Annotated in this window: 17 protein-coding genes and 2 pseudogenes; 10 read left to right on the forward strand and 9 right to left on the reverse strand. The window is 61.4% G+C overall.

Features of this window, described 5'->3' with window-relative positions; translation table 11 throughout:
• Nucleotides 1-149 precede the first annotated feature (149 nt).
• The 6 genes from metX to BLR94_RS25425 all read left to right on the forward strand — a co-directional run bounded on the left by metX (nucleotide 150) and on the right by BLR94_RS25425 (nucleotide 4,822).
• A complete protein-coding gene (gene metX, locus BLR94_RS25400; RefSeq protein WP_084308686.1) occupies nucleotides 150-1,289 on the forward strand; it encodes a homoserine O-succinyltransferase MetX in 1,140 nt (379 codons plus the stop codon).
• Between the two features lie 2 nt (nucleotides 1,290-1,291).
• On the forward strand, nucleotides 1,292-1,912 hold the full coding sequence (gene metW, locus BLR94_RS25405) for a methionine biosynthesis protein MetW (protein WP_084308685.1): 621 nt from the start codon (nucleotides 1,292-1,294) through the stop codon (nucleotides 1,910-1,912).
• A 267-nt stretch (nucleotides 1,913-2,179) separates the two neighbouring features.
• Entirely contained in the window at nucleotides 2,180-2,590 is a 411-nt protein-coding gene (locus BLR94_RS25410; RefSeq protein WP_084308684.1) for a DUF4426 domain-containing protein, read from the forward strand.
• Nucleotides 2,587-3,180 carry an RdgB/HAM1 family non-canonical purine NTP pyrophosphatase gene (gene rdgB, locus BLR94_RS25415; protein WP_084308683.1) on the forward strand — a complete coding sequence of 198 codons (594 nt, stop codon included), beginning with the start codon at nucleotides 2,587-2,589 and terminating at the stop codon, nucleotides 3,178-3,180. The genes BLR94_RS25410 and rdgB overlap by 4 nt, the downstream gene beginning before the upstream one ends.
• A 99-nt stretch (nucleotides 3,181-3,279) precedes the next feature.
• The gene (hemW, locus tag BLR94_RS25420) at nucleotides 3,280-4,419 is read left to right on the forward strand and encodes a radical SAM family heme chaperone HemW (RefSeq protein WP_090423771.1); all 1,140 of its coding nucleotides are present in this window, start codon (nucleotides 3,280-3,282) and stop codon (nucleotides 4,417-4,419) included.
• 79 nt (nucleotides 4,420-4,498) lie between these two features.
• Nucleotides 4,499-4,822 (forward strand): DUF3392 domain-containing protein, encoded by a 324-nt coding sequence (locus BLR94_RS25425; RefSeq protein WP_084308681.1) that lies wholly within the window; start codon nucleotides 4,499-4,501, stop codon nucleotides 4,820-4,822.
• A 7-nt stretch (nucleotides 4,823-4,829) separates the two neighbouring features.
• Here BLR94_RS25425 and BLR94_RS25430 read toward each other — a convergent pair whose 3' ends face one another.
• Nucleotides 4,830-5,834, reverse strand: a complete 1,005-nt coding sequence (locus tag BLR94_RS25430; protein WP_084308680.1) for a hypothetical protein — start codon at nucleotides 5,832-5,834, stop codon at nucleotides 4,830-4,832.
• 253 nt (nucleotides 5,835-6,087) lie between these two features.
• Between BLR94_RS25430 and BLR94_RS25435 the strand changes: the two genes are divergently transcribed.
• The 3 genes from BLR94_RS25435 (at nucleotide 6,088) to BLR94_RS25445 (ending at nucleotide 7,958) form a co-directional block, all read left to right on the forward strand.
• Nucleotides 6,088-6,465 carry a hypothetical protein gene (locus BLR94_RS25435; protein WP_084308679.1) on the forward strand — a complete coding sequence of 126 codons (378 nt, stop codon included), beginning with the start codon at nucleotides 6,088-6,090 and terminating at the stop codon, nucleotides 6,463-6,465.
• 170 nt (nucleotides 6,466-6,635) lie between these two features.
• Nucleotides 6,636-7,484 carry a DUF6508 domain-containing protein gene (locus tag BLR94_RS25440; RefSeq protein WP_139207509.1) on the forward strand — a complete coding sequence of 283 codons (849 nt, stop codon included), beginning with the start codon at nucleotides 6,636-6,638 and terminating at the stop codon, nucleotides 7,482-7,484.
• Nucleotides 7,485-7,511: 27 nt separating this feature from the next.
• Nucleotides 7,512-7,958 carry a DUF7832 domain-containing protein gene (locus BLR94_RS25445; protein WP_084308677.1) on the forward strand — a complete coding sequence of 149 codons (447 nt, stop codon included), beginning with the start codon at nucleotides 7,512-7,514 and terminating at the stop codon, nucleotides 7,956-7,958.
• A 124-nt stretch (nucleotides 7,959-8,082) separates the two neighbouring features.
• Here the strand turns inward: BLR94_RS25445 and BLR94_RS25450 are convergent, their stop codons facing one another.
• The 4 genes and pseudogenes from BLR94_RS25450 to BLR94_RS25465 form a co-directional block, all read right to left on the reverse strand.
• Nucleotides 8,083-8,490: a lysozyme inhibitor LprI family protein gene (locus BLR94_RS25450; protein ID WP_244158265.1), complete on the reverse strand. Its 408-nt coding sequence runs from the start codon at nucleotides 8,488-8,490 to the stop codon at nucleotides 8,083-8,085.
• 178 nt (nucleotides 8,491-8,668) lie between these two features.
• On the reverse strand, nucleotides 8,669-9,352 hold the full coding sequence (locus tag BLR94_RS25455; protein ID WP_084308676.1) for a TSCPD domain-containing protein: 684 nt from the start codon (nucleotides 9,350-9,352) through the stop codon (nucleotides 8,669-8,671).
• A 10-nt stretch (nucleotides 9,353-9,362) separates the two neighbouring features.
• Nucleotides 9,363-11,504, reverse strand: coding sequence for an adenosylcobalamin-dependent ribonucleoside-diphosphate reductase (locus tag BLR94_RS25460; protein ID WP_084308675.1), 2,142 nt, complete (start codon nucleotides 11,502-11,504; stop codon nucleotides 9,363-9,365).
• 380 nt (nucleotides 11,505-11,884) lie between these two features.
• Nucleotides 11,885-12,572, reverse strand: a pseudogene (locus tag BLR94_RS25465) (transposase).
• Between the two features lie 78 nt (nucleotides 12,573-12,650).
• On the opposite strand from BLR94_RS25465, the pseudogene BLR94_RS28355 reads away from it, so the two are divergent.
• Nucleotides 12,651-12,854: pseudogene (locus BLR94_RS28355) on the forward strand (IS4 family transposase); the annotation flags it as partial.
• Nucleotides 12,855-12,898: 44 nt separating this feature from the next.
• Here the strand turns inward: BLR94_RS28355 and BLR94_RS25470 are convergent.
• The 4 genes from BLR94_RS25470 to BLR94_RS27730 form a co-directional block, all read right to left on the reverse strand.
• Nucleotides 12,899-13,366, reverse strand: coding sequence for an Imm42 family immunity protein (locus tag BLR94_RS25470; protein ID WP_425262117.1), 468 nt, complete (start codon nucleotides 13,364-13,366; stop codon nucleotides 12,899-12,901).
• A complete protein-coding gene (locus tag BLR94_RS28360; RefSeq protein WP_425262118.1) occupies nucleotides 13,314-13,472 on the reverse strand; it encodes an Imm42 family immunity protein in 159 nt (52 codons plus the stop codon). Before BLR94_RS28360 ends, BLR94_RS25470 begins: the two co-directional genes overlap by 53 nt.
• A 54-nt stretch (nucleotides 13,473-13,526) precedes the next feature.
• Nucleotides 13,527-14,228 carry a transposase gene (locus BLR94_RS25475; protein ID WP_084308674.1) on the reverse strand — a complete coding sequence of 234 codons (702 nt, stop codon included), beginning with the start codon at nucleotides 14,226-14,228 and terminating at the stop codon, nucleotides 13,527-13,529.
• A 30-nt stretch (nucleotides 14,229-14,258) separates the two neighbouring features.
• Nucleotides 14,259-14,523: hypothetical protein (locus tag BLR94_RS27730; protein WP_208601373.1), on the reverse strand; the 265-nt coding region annotated here is incomplete at its 5' end.

The following is a 14,523-nucleotide window of genomic DNA, read 5'->3' on the forward strand; positions in this document are numbered from 1 at the left end:
CGCCAGGCAGCAGCTCGCCCTCGGCGGAACCAGCGCATGGCGTAGTGCCGGCCACGGGCATCGCGGTGTGTGCTTTCCTTGCCGCTGACCAGCGCGCTCTTTAGACTGCTGCACTTTCCTACGTACTTTTTATTATCCGAGCAGGGTCGATGCCGACTGTTTTTCCTCAAGACTCCGTTGGCCTGGTCACGCCGCAGATCGCCCATTTCGCCGAGCCCCTGGCCCTGGCCTGCGGGCGCAGCCTGGCCGACTACCAACTGATCTACGAAACCTATGGCGAGCTGAACGCCAGCGCCAGCAACGCCGTGCTGATCTGCCACGCACTGTCCGGCCATCACCACGCCGCCGGCTACCACAGCGTGGACGACCGCAAGCCGGGCTGGTGGGACAGCTGCATCGGCCCCGGCAAGCCGCTGGACACCAACCGTTTCTTCGTGGTCAGCCTCAACAACCTGGGCGGCTGCAACGGCTCGACCGGCCCGTCCGACCTCAACCCGGCGAACGGCAAGCCGTTTGGCGCCGACTTCCCGGTGATGACCGTGGAAGACTGGGTCAACAGCCAGGCACGCCTGGCCGATCAGCTGGGCATCGCCCAATGGGCCGCCGTGGTCGGTGGCAGCCTGGGCGGCATGCAAGCCATGCAGTGGACGATCAGCTACCCGGAGCGCGTCCGCCATTGCCTGGCCATCGCCTCGGCACCCAAGCTCTCGGCGCAGAACATCGCCTTCAACGAAGTCGCCCGCCAGGCCATCCTCACCGACCCGGAATTCCACGGCGGGCATTTCCAGGATCAGGGCGTGATCCCCAAGCGCGGCCTGATGCTGGCGCGCATGGTGGGCCATATCACCTACTTGTCCGATGACGCCATGGGCGAGAAATTCGGCCGCGGCCTGAAGAACGAGAAGCTCAACTACGACTTCCACAGCGTGGAATTCCAGGTCGAGAGCTACCTGCGCTACCAGGGCGAGGAGTTCTCCGGGCGTTTCGATGCCAACACTTATCTGCTGATGACCAAGGCGCTGGACTATTTCGACCCAGCCGCCGAGCACGGTGGCGACTTGGCCAGGACCCTCGGCCAGGCCAAGGCGGACTTCTGCGTGATTTCCTTCACCACCGACTGGCGTTTCTCGCCGGCGCGCTCACGGGAAATCGTCGACGCCCTGCTCGCCGCTCGCAAGAACGTCTGCTACCTGGAAATCGACGCCCCCCAGGGCCACGATGCCTTCCTGATGCCGATTCCCAGGTATCTGCAGGGTTTCGGCAGCTACATGAAACGGATCGAGGTATAAGCATGCGAGCCGACCTAGAGATCATCCAGGAATGGATTCCCGCCGGCAGCCGCGTCCTCGACCTGGGTTGCGGCGACGGCGAGCTGCTCGCCTGGCTGGGCGCCAACAAGCGGGTCAGCGGCTATGGCCTGGAAATCGACCCGGAAAAGATCGCCCAGTGCATCGTCAAGGGCGTCAACGTCATCGAGCAGAACCTCGACGAAGGCCTCGGCAACTTCGCCAGCGACAGCTTCGACGTGGTGGTGATGACCCAGTCGCTGCAAGCGCTGCACTTCCCCGACAAGGTACTGGCCGAGATGCTGCGCGTCGGCAAGACCTGCATCATCACCTTCCCCAACTTCGGCCACTGGCGCTGCCGCTGGTACCTGGCCAGCAAAGGCCGCATGCCCGTGTCGGACTTCCTGCCCTACACCTGGTACAACACGCCGAACATCCACTTCTGCACCTTCGAGGACTTCGAGCGCCTGTGCCACCAGCAGAGCGCCCGGGTACTCGAGCGCCTGGCGGTCGACCACGAGCACCGACATGGCTGGGCCAGCCGTGCCTGGCCGAACCTGCTGGGGGAGATCGGCATCTACCGCATCAGCGGGCACAATGCCCGCGATGTACGCATTGCCAACTGAGTCGTGGAGCCGCCCATGCGCCCCAGAGTGACCGATGTGCCCGGGGCGGCGAACAGGGGTATCGTCATATGGGATGGTAGCCATGTGGCGTAAGCGGCCTGTCGTAGGGTGGACGACGCTTGCCTACGCGGCGCGATCGTCCACCGCCCTGCGGTCGCAATGGTGGATGAAAAGAGCGTCGGCTACGCGCCCCGATCCACCCTACGGGGATCGGCCGCTGGCGCCTTTGGGCAGCCACTCAGCCCAATCGTTCGGATACCACATTTGATGCGTGACACTACACTAGCCATCGTGATCGCCCTGTGCCTGAGCCTGCCGCTGAGCGCCGCCGAGCGGATGCAGCGCCTGGGTGACCTGAAGGTGCACTACAGCGCCTTCAACGCCAGCTACCTGCAACCGCAGATCGCCCAGGCCAGCGGCCTGCTGCGCAGTGGCCAGCAGGGCGTGCTGAACGTCAGCGTGCTGCGCGCGGGCAAATCCAGCCCGGCCACGGTCAGCGGCGAAGTGAAAAGCGTGCTCGGCCACGGCCAGCCCCTGAGGTTCATCGAGCAGCGCGAGGGCGAGTTCGTCTCGTACCTGGCGCAGTTTCCCATCCCCTCGCGTGAAGTGCTGTTGTTCAACCTGCAGGTGAACGGCCAGCGCCTCGACTTCAACCAGGAACTCTTTCCGGAGCCATGATGCCTTTCCCAGAACTCGTTCTCGCCAGCCACAACGCCGGCAAACTCAAGGAACTGCAAGCCATGCTCGGCGACAGCGTGCGCCTGCGCTCGGTCGCTGAATTCAGCCAGGTGGAACCGGAGGAAACCGGCCTGTCGTTCGTCGAGAACGCCATCCTCAAGGCCCGCAATGCCTCGCGCCTGTCCGGGCTACCTGCCCTGGCGGACGATTCCGGCCTGGCGGTCGATCACCTGGGCGGTGCGCCGGGCATCTACTCCGCCCGCTACGCCGATGGCCAGGGCGATGCCGCCAACAACGCCAAGCTGCTGGCCGCCCTCAAGGATGTGCCGGACGCCGAGCGCGGCGCCCAGTTCGTCTGTTGCCTGGCCCTGGTGCGCCACGCCGACGATCCATTGCCGATTCTCTGCGAAGGGCTGTGGTACGGCAGCATCCTGCATGAAGCCCGCGGCGAACAGGGCTTCGGCTACGACCCGCTGTTCTGGGTGCAAGAGCGCCAGTGCTCCAGCGCCGAACTGCCCCCCGCGGTCAAGAACAGCCTAAGCCACCGCGCCATCGCCATGACCCTGCTCAAGCAGCGCCTGGGCCTGTAAGGACACTGCCAGAGGGGCGTTTCGTCCGCGAACATTGGCGCCTTGCCCCAGTCGTGCCACGATAGCGCCCCGCAACCACTTTGCCGTGACCCAACGCCTGTGTTCCAGCTGCCCCCTCTGGCCCTGTACGTCCATATTCCCTGGTGCGTGCGCAAGTGCCCCTATTGCGACTTCAACTCCCACGCCGCTGGCCCGAACCTCCCGGAAGAGGCCTACGTCGACGCGCTGCTCGCCGACCTCGACAACGACCTGCTGCAGGCCCAGGGTCGCCCGCTGACGTCGATCTTCTTTGGCGGCGGCACACCCAGCCTGTTTTCCGCCAAGGCGCTTGGTCGGCTGCTGGAGGGTGTGGAGCGACGTATTCCGTTCACCAGCGATATCGAAATCACCCTGGAAGCCAACCCGGGCACCTTCGAGCAGGAGAAATTCGCCGCCTACCGGCGCCTGGGCATCAATCGGCTGTCGATCGGCGTGCAGAGCTTTCAGGCCGCAAAGCTCGAGGCCCTGGGGCGCATCCACGATGGCGATGAAGCGATTCGCGCCGCCGACATGGCCCGCGCTGCCGGCTTCGACAACTTCAACCTGGACCTGATGCACGGCCTGCCGGAGCAGTCCCTGGACGACGCACTGGGCGACCTGCGCATCGCCATCGCCCAGGCACCGACCCACCTGTCCTGGTATCAGTTGACGGTGGAACCGAACACGGTGTTCTGGAACCAGCCGCCAGTGCTGCCCGAAGACGACACCCTGTGGGATATCCAGGAGGCCGGCCAGGCGCTGCTCGCCGAACAGGGCTACGGCCAGTACGAAGTATCCGCCTATGCGCAGCCCGGGCGTGCCGCCCGGCACAACCTGAATTACTGGACGTTCGGTGATTTTCTCGGCATCGGTGCCGGTGCCCACGGCAAACTGAGCACACCAGATGGGCGCATCAGCCGCACCTGGAAAACCCGCCTGCCCAAGGACTACCTCGACCCCGCCAAGCGCTATAGCGCTGGCGAACGGTTGCTTGGCGCCGAGGAACTGCCCTTCGAGTTCCTGATGAACGTGCTGCGCCTAAGCGATGGCTGCGCTGCGCAGCTGTTCAGCCAGCGCACCGGCCTGCCTCTGCAGCGACTGGCCGATGCACGTGAACAGGCGCAGCGCCGCGGCCTATTGCAAGCGGATCCGACCCGCCTGGTGGCGACCCGCGAAGGCCAACTGTTTCTCAATGATCTGCTGCAGCACTTCCTGCCCTGAATCGCCGGCTCCAGCGAACCAACGGCGCGCCGGGTGATCCGAGGCAACAGGATTCAATCGTCATGCCCAAGGAGCGACCATGGATTATCTGCTGGACCTGATCACCACCGTGTCACGCTGGAGTCGCGGCCACCTCGGCGAGATTTCCCTGGGGCTCATGGCCACCCTGCTGGTGCTGTTCGGCCCTGCCGTCAACGCCTGGGTACAAGGCCGCATCGGCAGCCTCAACTTCGTGCTGCGCACACTGATCTTCGTCGTCGTCTGCGTGGTCGGTTATGGGCTGGCACTGGTCTACCTGACGCCATTGCTGACTCAGGTGCTTGGCCACTTCAACAACTACACCCTGGCACCGGTATTGCTGGTGGTGATGTTCCTGATTGGCGTTCTGGCGGATCGCAGCTGAAAGACCGTCAAGGCACCTCCAGGATGTCCCAGTCGATCACCCCGACATCCTCATTGCGATGGATACCCAGCATTTCGCCCGCACGGCTCTGCTCCACGGATTGGCCAACCTCCACGGACGTTCCATGCTGCCGATTGACAGCGGCAGCATCGGGATTCGGGCTGAACAGCAGATGATCCCGATAAGCACGAACCCGGGTTCCTGACGGGTAGCGCATGGGCCCCAGATCGAGCGACGTCGCCAACTCGGCGCGCCAGCTCTGGACCTCACCTGCCGGAGCATCCAACCACAGGGTCAAAGCATGCAGATCCAGGCCCTGGAAGCGGGTCGGCGTCCCATCGCCTTGCAACTGCCAGCCGCTTTCGTCGGCATGCACCGTTACCCCAGCGGGCCACGCGACACCAGCCACCTCGCTGCCAGGCGCCAGCGTGCAGCGCTCCAGACGCCAGCCGGCGAACACGAAGGGGGTATTGAACGGGTAATCGAAGCTGACCGCGGCCTCGGGCGAGCAGGGCCAGCCCTGCAGGTTGGCGGTATCGAGCAACTGCAACTCGGCGGTGCCTCGGCTCGCATCCAGATCCAGGCGGCGCACCCGCATGCCGAGGATCATGCCGGGCACGCGGTCGAACTCGGCCCGTTTCACGCTTTGCAAGCCATAGGGCAGTGGCTCGCCACCGAGATCGTTCATGGGCTCCAGGCTTTCCAGCCACACCCGCGTGCCGGCAGGCAGAACCAGATCGCCGAGGATTTCTTCCCGCTCCAGGCGAGGGCTGAGCGCCTGCTGCTCACGCCAATCATCCAGCAGCCATCCCAGAAACACGAGCGTCGGCAGGCTGCCCACGGCCAGCACCGCCGCCAATAGGCCGAACCGCCAGCGCCGCACGCACATGAACCGCCTGGAGCGCGGGTGCAGGCAAGCCAGAAGCCACAGGATCAACCCGCCCAGGCAGGCGATTGAAATCAGCAGCATCAATGAACCGAGCATCATGGCCAGCGGGTTGACGGGTATCATGAACGTCCTTGAGGTGCGCCTTCGCCAGCGGCGGAGTATGACAGCCTCGCACAAGGGTCTTCAAAGCCCGTCGGAGCGATATGCAGGGCCAAGACGAGAGCCAATCATGGCCTTGACGGGCTGATTTGCCGGCGCCATTCCCTCGCTTCACACTGGCGGCATTGCCGACCATGCGGGATGGGCGCACGGTGGTTCGCTATGATCCTGGACTCACGTCACTCGAACAGCCGGCAATGCCCGCCAAGGAGCCCTGATGCACACCAGCAAGATCCTCCCTCGCGCCTATGTGAGCTGCCTCGACGAAGATGACGTGCTGACCGTCGCCGTGGGCGACGATCCCTACGCTCCGGAGAGCTACTTCATCATCGCCCGGCTCGATGAAGACGACCGCTGCGTCGATCAATGCATCGGCTTCCAGAACGAAGTGACCGAATACGAGCTGGCAGCCGCCATACAAGCGGTCCAGCTCGACAGCGGCAGCCTGAGCATCACCCTCAACGAAGAGGCGTCACGGCGCGCGGGCGCCAGGCGATTCAGGGCCGAGCTTGCGCCAAGCACCGAACTCCCACAACTGCGCGCCCACCTCCAGGCTATATTCTCCGGTAGCATGGTCACCTTGACCTTGCCCTGACGGTAACGGGCAGCACCGACGAACCGCAGCGCCTGCAGCGTTCGCCGGTGACCGGTAGCCGACACTTGGGCAGAGTGTCGGGAACCTGCCCCACCGCTCACGCATCGAAGCAGCACGACAACGGATGCCGAGACAATGGACATGCCCCTCGCCTTTCCCTGGACACGCACATGCCCGGCCCCATAGAACGCGTGAAAACCTGGCTACGAGGCAAGCCGCGCAGCCCTCGGCCACAGCAGGCCAGAATGCCCGCCGAGCCGCCGCCAGCCGATCGCCTGATGCATCACCCGCCAGCTCTGCCCCCTCTGCTCAATGCTCCGGCGCAGTTGCAGGAACGCTATCGAGACTTCGTCCGCCAGCCGCAGCATGACGTCGACCAGGGCCGGCAACTCGCCCGCGACCTGCACGGCGAAGCCGTCAACCTGGGCAGCACCAAGGCCCATGAGCAGTCCCCGGACATCTACTGGCTGACCCAGGGCGCGGCGACCGTCGCACTGTTGGCCTGCGGGCCCGGGTCGGCGGAGTTCAAGGCTTACCAGCGCGATGTCCACGGGTACAAAGAAGGGCCGCTGACCTGGATCCAGGTCGGCTGGTTCGACCGCTACGTGGCTTCCGTGGACACCTCCTCCTACCTGCACGTGCAGCCCGCCGACATGGACGAACTGCTGGCGTTCCTGCCACAGTTGTACCCCGATGGCGCGCCCATCCAGGCTGTAGTCGCCTATCACGACGGCCGCTGGCCGGTGTATGCCGAGCCCGTCACGGCATTCTTCAGCGCCGCCGGCAAGGACTGCTGGAGCGATTTCGACTATGACATGGCCCGCTCGGCCAACCGGCTCGCCGACCCCGAGCAGGTGGCCGCGGCCTCGCTGGACGAACTCAAGAGCATGCTGACCTGGTGCGTGCGCGGCGAACGCTTCTGCGACGGCCACCACGGCTCGGTCATCGACAATGGTCATATCCTGCGCCTGTTGCAGCGCCTGCAAACGCTGCGCCAGCGCTATCCGACCCCGGCATGAGCCACCCGCATCCAACGGAGACTTACCATGAAATACGACGACGCCTCCTGGCACTATGAAGGCGATTTCCCGAAGCAATTGCCTCCCGCAGCGGGCGCCACCCACATAGGCATGTTCCTCGCCTGGTTGTTGCTTCATGGCATGGCCGGTGACGACCTGCGCGAAGACGCTGAAGACGAGCTGGCCGCGCTCGAGGAGCGCCGCATCACAGGTGCACAATTGCTCATGAAGGTGCTGGACGAAAAGCTCGTCGACGAGGACCTCGACGACACCGGCAACGCCTTCGCCGTTGCCTACTACCAGGGCGAGGACGACGACAGCCGCTACGTCGACGATTATCTGCGGGCATTCGATGACCCGGACACCCTCTACCATGTCGAGGACAACTGGGCCAACTACGACAGGCTGGCGATACTGATCGACGAACGCTTCAAGGCCTGGAACGAGCAGGGCAGGCCCCAGTACATTCGCTGAGCGCAGCGACGGACGCGGAGCCTCGCGCGGGGCCCGTCAACTGGCGGACCGATAGAAAACGCGAAAGGCGATCTGCCGAGCGACCTACCGCTGCGGCCAGCAGAATCGCGCTATGCGGCGACGCTCATTCCCTTCGGGGCAGTGGACAACTCAGATCACCTTCCGGGCAATCCAGGTACGCTTGAAAGTCAGCGGTGCGTTTGCGGGTCAACGTCTCCAGGCATCCCAGATTGACCATGACGCGTGCACTGCCCTCGCCCAGCGCGGAGGAGCTGAAGGCACACTCCGCATCACGGAAAGCGATCCACGACCGCTGCGCCGCGACCAGCGCCTTCCTGACTGCCGTATCGTCGGTCAAACGACCGGTCGCCTCGCGATACACGACGTTCAGTTGCTTGTCCGCTGCCTCGAACCCCTGCCGCGCGCAGTTGTCCATCGCCGTCTGCGACACGGCCGTGTCCATGCAGTCATCCGCCATGGCCATCAAGGGCGAAAAAGCCAGAACCGCAATCGACCAGAACAATTTTCTCACACAGGCTCCTTGGATAATTACCAGGCGACTTCTGGAAGTCGGCCATTACGACAAGGGGGCATGATAGCGCCTTCGAGGCCCATTGCCGTCTGCAGGTGCACTTCGAAACCTCGTACCCGCCTGGCATACGGGCTTTGGCGCCCCTGGCAAACAACCTCGAACGGTTTTCAGACCCCGCTCATCCGCATTTGCTATCCCCACAATTCAGGCAGGTCAGGCAACCATCCAGTTGCACCAACGCCGTGTTGTGGCACTTGCCGCACAAGATGGCGCCTGGCGGGTAACCGGAATCGGCGCTGCCGGCATCCGCCTTCAGCTCGGCCTTCTTCTGCTCGATGAAGGCCTTCTGGTGTTCGTCCAGGCGCTCGGACTCGATCAGGCCGATCTTGCGCAGGTGGATTTCGATCACATCGCCGATCTCGGCGACCAGCGACGGCATGAACTTGCCGCCCTTCTTGAAATAGCCGCCCTTGGGATCGAATACTGCCTTGAGCTCCTCGGCCAGGAAGGTGCAGTCGCCGCCCTTGCGAAACACCGCCGAGGCGATGCGCGTGAGGGCGACGATCCACTGGAAGTGATCCATGTTCTTCGAGTTGATGAAGATCTCGAACGGGTGACGCTGCTCGTGCTCGGTGCCCTGGTTGAGCACGATGTCGTTGATGGTGACGTACAGCGCATGCTCGGACAGCGGCGTCTTGATCTTGTAGCTCGAGCCCTCCAGCGCATCGGGGCGCTGGACCTTCTCGTGCATCAGCTCGATCTCCACCGGCGCCGGGGCGCTGTCGACGGCGATGGCCCGTTCCGGCTTGACCACTTCGTAGCCAACGATCTTGCTGTCGATGCGGATTGTCTTGTTGCTCATCGGCACGTCCTCAGAATTTTCCGTAATAGCCTTCTTTGAGAGCATCGAACAGGTTGGCGGCACTGTGCAGCTCGCCGTCGTATTCGATTTCCTCGTTGCCCTTGGCCTCGACGAGCCTGCCATCGGCCAGGGTGAAGCGGTAGGTGGTGGCGGCCAGGTCAGCCTCCTTGACCAGCACGCCCTGGAAGGCCTCGGGGTTGAAACGGAAGGTGGTGCAGCCCTTCAGGCCCTGCTGGTGGGCATACACGTAGATGTCCTTGAACGACTCGTAGGGGTAGTCGCTGGGCACGTTGGCGGTCTTGGAAATGGAGCTGTCGACCCACTTCTGCGCCGCTGCCTGGATATCCACGTGCTGCTTCGGCGTGATGTCGTCGGCGGTGATGAAGTAGTCCGGCAGGCCGTTGCCGGGCGCTGCATCGGCATCGATGAAATGCCGGTAGGCGAGCAGTTCGGACGAGTAGACGTCGACCTTTTCCTTGGACTTCTTGCCCTCGCGGATCACGTTGCGGAAGTAGTGGTGGGCGAAGCTCGGCTCGATGCCGTTGCTGGTGTTGTTGGCCAGCGACAGCGAAATGGTGCCGGTCGGTGCGATGGAACTGTGGTGGCTGAAGCGGCTACCCGTCTCGGCCAGCTGTTCGATCAGTTGCGGTGCGACTTCACCGATGCGCTGCATGTAGCGCGAGTACCTGGCCCAGAGCACGCGGCCCTTGAGCGTATCCCCGGGCTTGATGCCGTCCACGACCATTTCCGGGCGCTTGGCGAGCATTTGCGCCGTGACCACGAAGTCCTCGTCCATCAGCGGCGCGGCGCCTTTCTCCCGTGCCAGTTCCAGACCGGCTTCCCAGCCGACCACGGCCATGTGCTTGGCGACGTCCTCGGTGAACGCCAGCGACTGCGCATCGCCGTACTGCATCTTGAGCATGGTCAGGGTCGAGCCCAGGCCGAGGAAACCCATGCCATGGCGGCGCTTACGCTGGATTTCATGGCGCTGCTGCTCCAGCGGCAGGCCGTTGATCTCCACCACGTTGTCCAGCATGCGGGTGAAGATGCGCACCACGTCCTTGTACTCGTCCCAGTCGAAACGCGCCCGCTCGGTGAACGGATCGCGCACGAACTGGGTCAGGTTGACCGAGCCGAGCAGGCACGCGCCATAGGGCGGCAGCGGCTGCTCGCCGCAAGGGTTGGTAGCGCGGATGTCCTCGCAGAACCAGTTGTTGTTCATCTCGTTGACGCGGTCGATGAGGATGAAGCCCGGCTCGGCGAAGTCGTAGGTGGAGCTCATGATCATGTCCCACAGGCGCTGCGCCTTGATCACCTTGTACACCCGGCAGGCGGTCAGGCCCTGGTCGTTGGTGATGTAGGGGCCCTTCTGCGGCCAGTCGCGCCAGATCACCTGGCTGGCGTCGGTGGTGTCGATGCCGTCTTCCTCGACTTCCTTCTGGCTCAGCGGGAAGGCCAGCGGCCAGTCGGCGTTGGCCTGCACGGCGGTCATGAACTCGTCGGTGATCAGCAGGCTCAGGTTGAACTGGCGCAGGCGGCCGTCCTCACGCTTGGCCCGGATGAAGTCGGCGACGTCCGGGTGGCCGACGTCGAAGGTGGCCATCTGCGCCCCACGGCGCCCACCGGCGGAGGACACGGTGAAGCACATCTTGTCGTAGATATCCATGAACGACAGGGGCCCCGAGGTGTACGAACCGGCCCCGGAAACATAGGCACCCCGCGGGCGCAGGGTGGAGAACTCGTAGCCGATGCCGCAACCGGCCTTGAGCGTCAGGCCGGCCTCGTGGACCTTCTCGAGGATATCGTCCATGGAATCGGCGACGATGCCCGAGACGGTGCAGTTGATGGTGCTGGTGGCGGGCTTGTGTTCCAGGGCACCGGCGTTGGAGGTGATGCGCCCGGCAGGGATGGCGCCACGCCGCAATGCCCAGAGAAATTTCTCGCCCCAGAGCTTGCGCAGCTCAAGTGTCTGCTCGACGCCAGCGAGGGCCTTGGCGACGCGCTGGAAGCTGTCGTCGATGGTCTGGTCGATGACCCGGCCATCCTTGGCCTTGAGGCGATACTTCTTGTCCCAGATGTCCATTGACGCATCCTGGATCGGGATATCGGCGACGGCCTTGCTGATGGGTCGTACCTTCGCTGCTTGGGTCATTGCAGGGAACCTCCTGGTTCGGGGGCGGGGTGTGGCTTGCGCACCGTTTGGGGGATGGATGCTTCGGCTATCACCCGAATTGCACAAGATGTTGTATCCGATGCCGGATATTAGCCCATATATAGGGATCGCCCAAGATGATAATGATTCTTGTCGACGAGCGTACGCGACCGATGCGCGCAGGCCTGCACGCCGCCATCGCGGTGACCGGCCAGGCTGCCGGTGGAAGGAGATTGCGCCACAGAAACGGCAGACGGGAGCCGCAGGGCTTACTCGCCAAGTGGGGCCGCAAGGCTGATCGTGGCAAACGATGCATTACGCGTCGCTCATCCGGCCTGCGTTCGTTATCGGAAAAGGGGACACAGGAAAAGGGGACAGATTTATTTTTCAGGATTACGCCTCGGTCTGCCCTGGCCTTGTAACTCAACCCGCAGCCCTTGGATTCTTTCTATTTCGTCCACGAAACGAGCACTGCCGGTTAGTTGTCCCCTCTGCAGTGCTGCACGAATCAAATCAATCTCGCTTGGTGGAACGACTTGGCGGATGAACTCTGTGTAACGGATGCGACGCTTTTCAGGCGTATCGCCAAGTGCGACGAAGCAAGGATCCATGTCCAGCCAATCGCTGTCAGCCTGATCCGTTACCCGCATCCGATAGTTAGACCAGGAATAATCACCCGCCTCGGCAACGATAAGTGCTCGAACCGGGTTCAGCTCGATATAGCGACAGCAGGCAAGCAGGTAGGTGTCTGACTCAACCACGCTGGACTTGTAGCGACTTTCCCAGAGAGTACCGGTGCGCCCTTCCAGACGATTTCTATACCGCGTGGCACGTGCTGCCAGCGCCTTCATCAGCTGCCCCAACCCAGCGATGGCCTCACCGGGCGCCAGCAGCAGATGAACATGATTGGTCATGAGGCAATAAGCGTAGACCTTCTTTCAACTCACGTAGGTCAGCTATGTAGCGCTGATAGTCCTGCTCAGCGGCAAACACCACCCGCCGGTTATGCCCCTGCTGCACCACATGATGTGGGTGGTTCGGCAACACAATTCGCCCCATCCTCGGCATAGCGACCTACGTCCATTGAGACCTTCAGCTTAGCCGATCAGGTAGAAAACAAATCTGTCCCCTTTTTCCTCTTTTTCCCTGGTTGGCCTTCAGGCTAGAACGAAAGGCAGGTCATGCCGCTTTCAGAGCAACAGCATCAAGCACAGAACCGTGCTGTCACTCTGGCGGATCGGCCTTGAATACTTCAGGCGCTCAGCCAGCGATTTATCCTGTTTGGCGCTCACAAAGATGGAGCTATTGCTGCGTGAAGAGGTACACCGGCAAGCTCAGGTGCTGGAGTAGATTTGTGGGGATTCCTCAGAATCTGACCCCATTGACTCTTGACCCTATTGATTCTTTTCCTTGCACCCAACAATAGATGTCATATACTTATTCAAATCTGAAGTTATTCTATTCATCTCTTCTTTAGAGACCACTACTTCTTCTATCTTCGGATCCTTAATTTTACCCCAATAGTGCACACCCTTAACTGAGTCTTCCAAAAGGCATTCTACAGTGCCACCGACAATTCTCAGATCACACTCATTTGCAACGGCAAAAAAACATCCACCAGACTCACTAATATTTGTAGGCGTTATATAGTAGTCAAACATCTGTTCTGGATACTCATCATCAGCTGACGGCTCTGGATAAGCTAAGCTATACAGCCTGTTAAACGCTTCATCTGCTGGCAAAGTAAAAGTATCATTATTTTCAGGAAATGAAATTAAAGCACTGCCGTCTTCAATCACCTCAAAACAATCAGTAGACAATGTTGCTACTCGAATATCTTTGGGATACAAATTCCCATTCACAATAAAGTAAAACAATCCATTTTTTAAAAGACCCACTCCACTCAGGAACAATTTCCACCCAGATGGCAAATCGATGGGGATTACCAAAAACCATACTTACCTCCATTTTCCAGGCAACCCGAACTCTTTTCGTGTATTAGGGGACAGACCCCGATTTCACTCAAAGATCCGACGCACGCTTGGGACGCCCCGCCTTACCTCTTGTGACTCTTCGCCCCAAGGCTGCCTCCACTTCGGCAGAAAACTTCGGACTACCCAGCGCATAGTTTCCATTTGTCGCGGCTCGAATTTGATCAACTAGCCCCGGATCTAGCTGATAGCGGAACAACTCCCTATAGAACTCAACCCTAACCCTGAGCCGCTCATCTTGACTCAATGCATGGTAGATAGGATGGGGGCAGCGCAGAACTGACGCCTCGCCTTGCGCGTTGGCCCGGTAGCTCGACCAGCGATATTCAGCTGGGTGCTCAACCATGCCGGCGCGCACAGGATTCATTTCAATATATCGATAGCAACCGAGCACGTAAGCTTCCTCCTGCACCAGGCAGGAGCGAAAGCGACCTTCCCAAAGCGTACCGCTACGGCGGTATGTCCGATTGATGTACTGCACATAGCGTTGCCCTAGCCCCTTCATCATCAGCCCCGTGCTCTCGGGGCTTTGGGGCGTAACCAGCAAGTGAACATGATTGGTCATCAGGCACCAAGCATGGACAGCACACCCATGCTTCTTTGCTTGCTCCGCCAATACATCCAGATAGAAAAGATAATCCTCAGCTGCGTAGAAACAGGCCGAGCGATTATTTCCTCTCTGAATTAAATGGAGTGACATTCCTGGCAACAAAATACGCGCTCGACGTGGCATGAAAACCTCCTTCCATAGAGACTTACAAGCCTAGACCACTATCGAAGTGGAAAGAATAATCGTGGTCTGTCCCTGAGGAATCCTCTGAACTAAATCGTTGTACGTGTAGTTTGTACCTGTGACCCGGTCAGTTTTATTGAATGACACGGTATTCTGCGAGAACCGAATATCATCAGCCGCGTGAGCTGTAATATTTCCAGTTCCTTTTGCCCCAACTGTATCACCCGACGCGAATTTCGTTGTCCAGGCGTCCAGGCCCAGACGTGGCGCGGCTTCCCAGCGCGTTACACCCAGG

It is taken from the genome of Phytopseudomonas flavescens (assembly GCF_900100535.1).
In the GTDB taxonomy this organism is placed as follows: domain Bacteria; phylum Pseudomonadota; class Gammaproteobacteria; order Pseudomonadales; family Pseudomonadaceae; genus Aquipseudomonas; species Aquipseudomonas flavescens.

Excerpts from the sequence above, each read along its gene's own strand:
- metX (WP_084308686.1), top strand. The coding sequence starts at position 150 with ATGCCGACTGTTTTTCCTCAAGACTCCGTTGGCCTGGTCACGCCGCAG.
- metW (WP_084308685.1), top strand. The coding sequence starts at position 1,292 with ATGCGAGCCGACCTAGAGATCATCCAGGAATGGATTCCCGCCGGCAGC.
- BLR94_RS25410 (WP_084308684.1), top strand. The coding sequence starts at position 2,180 with ATGCGTGACACTACACTAGCCATCGTGATCGCCCTGTGCCTGAGCCTG.
- rdgB (WP_084308683.1), top strand. The coding sequence starts at position 2,587 with ATGATGCCTTTCCCAGAACTCGTTCTCGCCAGCCACAACGCCGGCAAA.
- BLR94_RS25425 (WP_084308681.1), top strand. The coding sequence starts at position 4,499 with ATGGATTATCTGCTGGACCTGATCACCACCGTGTCACGCTGGAGTCGC.
- BLR94_RS25430 (WP_084308680.1), bottom strand. The coding sequence starts at position 5,834 with ATGATACCCGTCAACCCGCTGGCCATGATGCTCGGTTCATTGATGCTG.
- BLR94_RS25435 (WP_084308679.1), top strand. The coding sequence starts at position 6,088 with ATGCACACCAGCAAGATCCTCCCTCGCGCCTATGTGAGCTGCCTCGAC.
- BLR94_RS25440 (WP_139207509.1), top strand. The coding sequence starts at position 6,636 with ATGCCCGGCCCCATAGAACGCGTGAAAACCTGGCTACGAGGCAAGCCG.
- BLR94_RS25445 (WP_084308677.1), top strand. The coding sequence starts at position 7,512 with ATGAAATACGACGACGCCTCCTGGCACTATGAAGGCGATTTCCCGAAG.
- BLR94_RS25455 (WP_084308676.1), bottom strand. The coding sequence starts at position 9,352 with ATGAGCAACAAGACAATCCGCATCGACAGCAAGATCGTTGGCTACGAA.
- BLR94_RS25460 (WP_084308675.1), bottom strand. The coding sequence starts at position 11,504 with ATGACCCAAGCAGCGAAGGTACGACCCATCAGCAAGGCCGTCGCCGAT.
- BLR94_RS28360 (WP_425262118.1), bottom strand. The coding sequence starts at position 13,472 with ATGGAGGTAAGTATGGTTTTTGGTAATCCCCATCGATTTGCCATCTGG.
- BLR94_RS25475 (WP_084308674.1), bottom strand. The coding sequence starts at position 14,228 with ATGCCACGTCGAGCGCGTATTTTGTTGCCAGGAATGTCACTCCATTTA.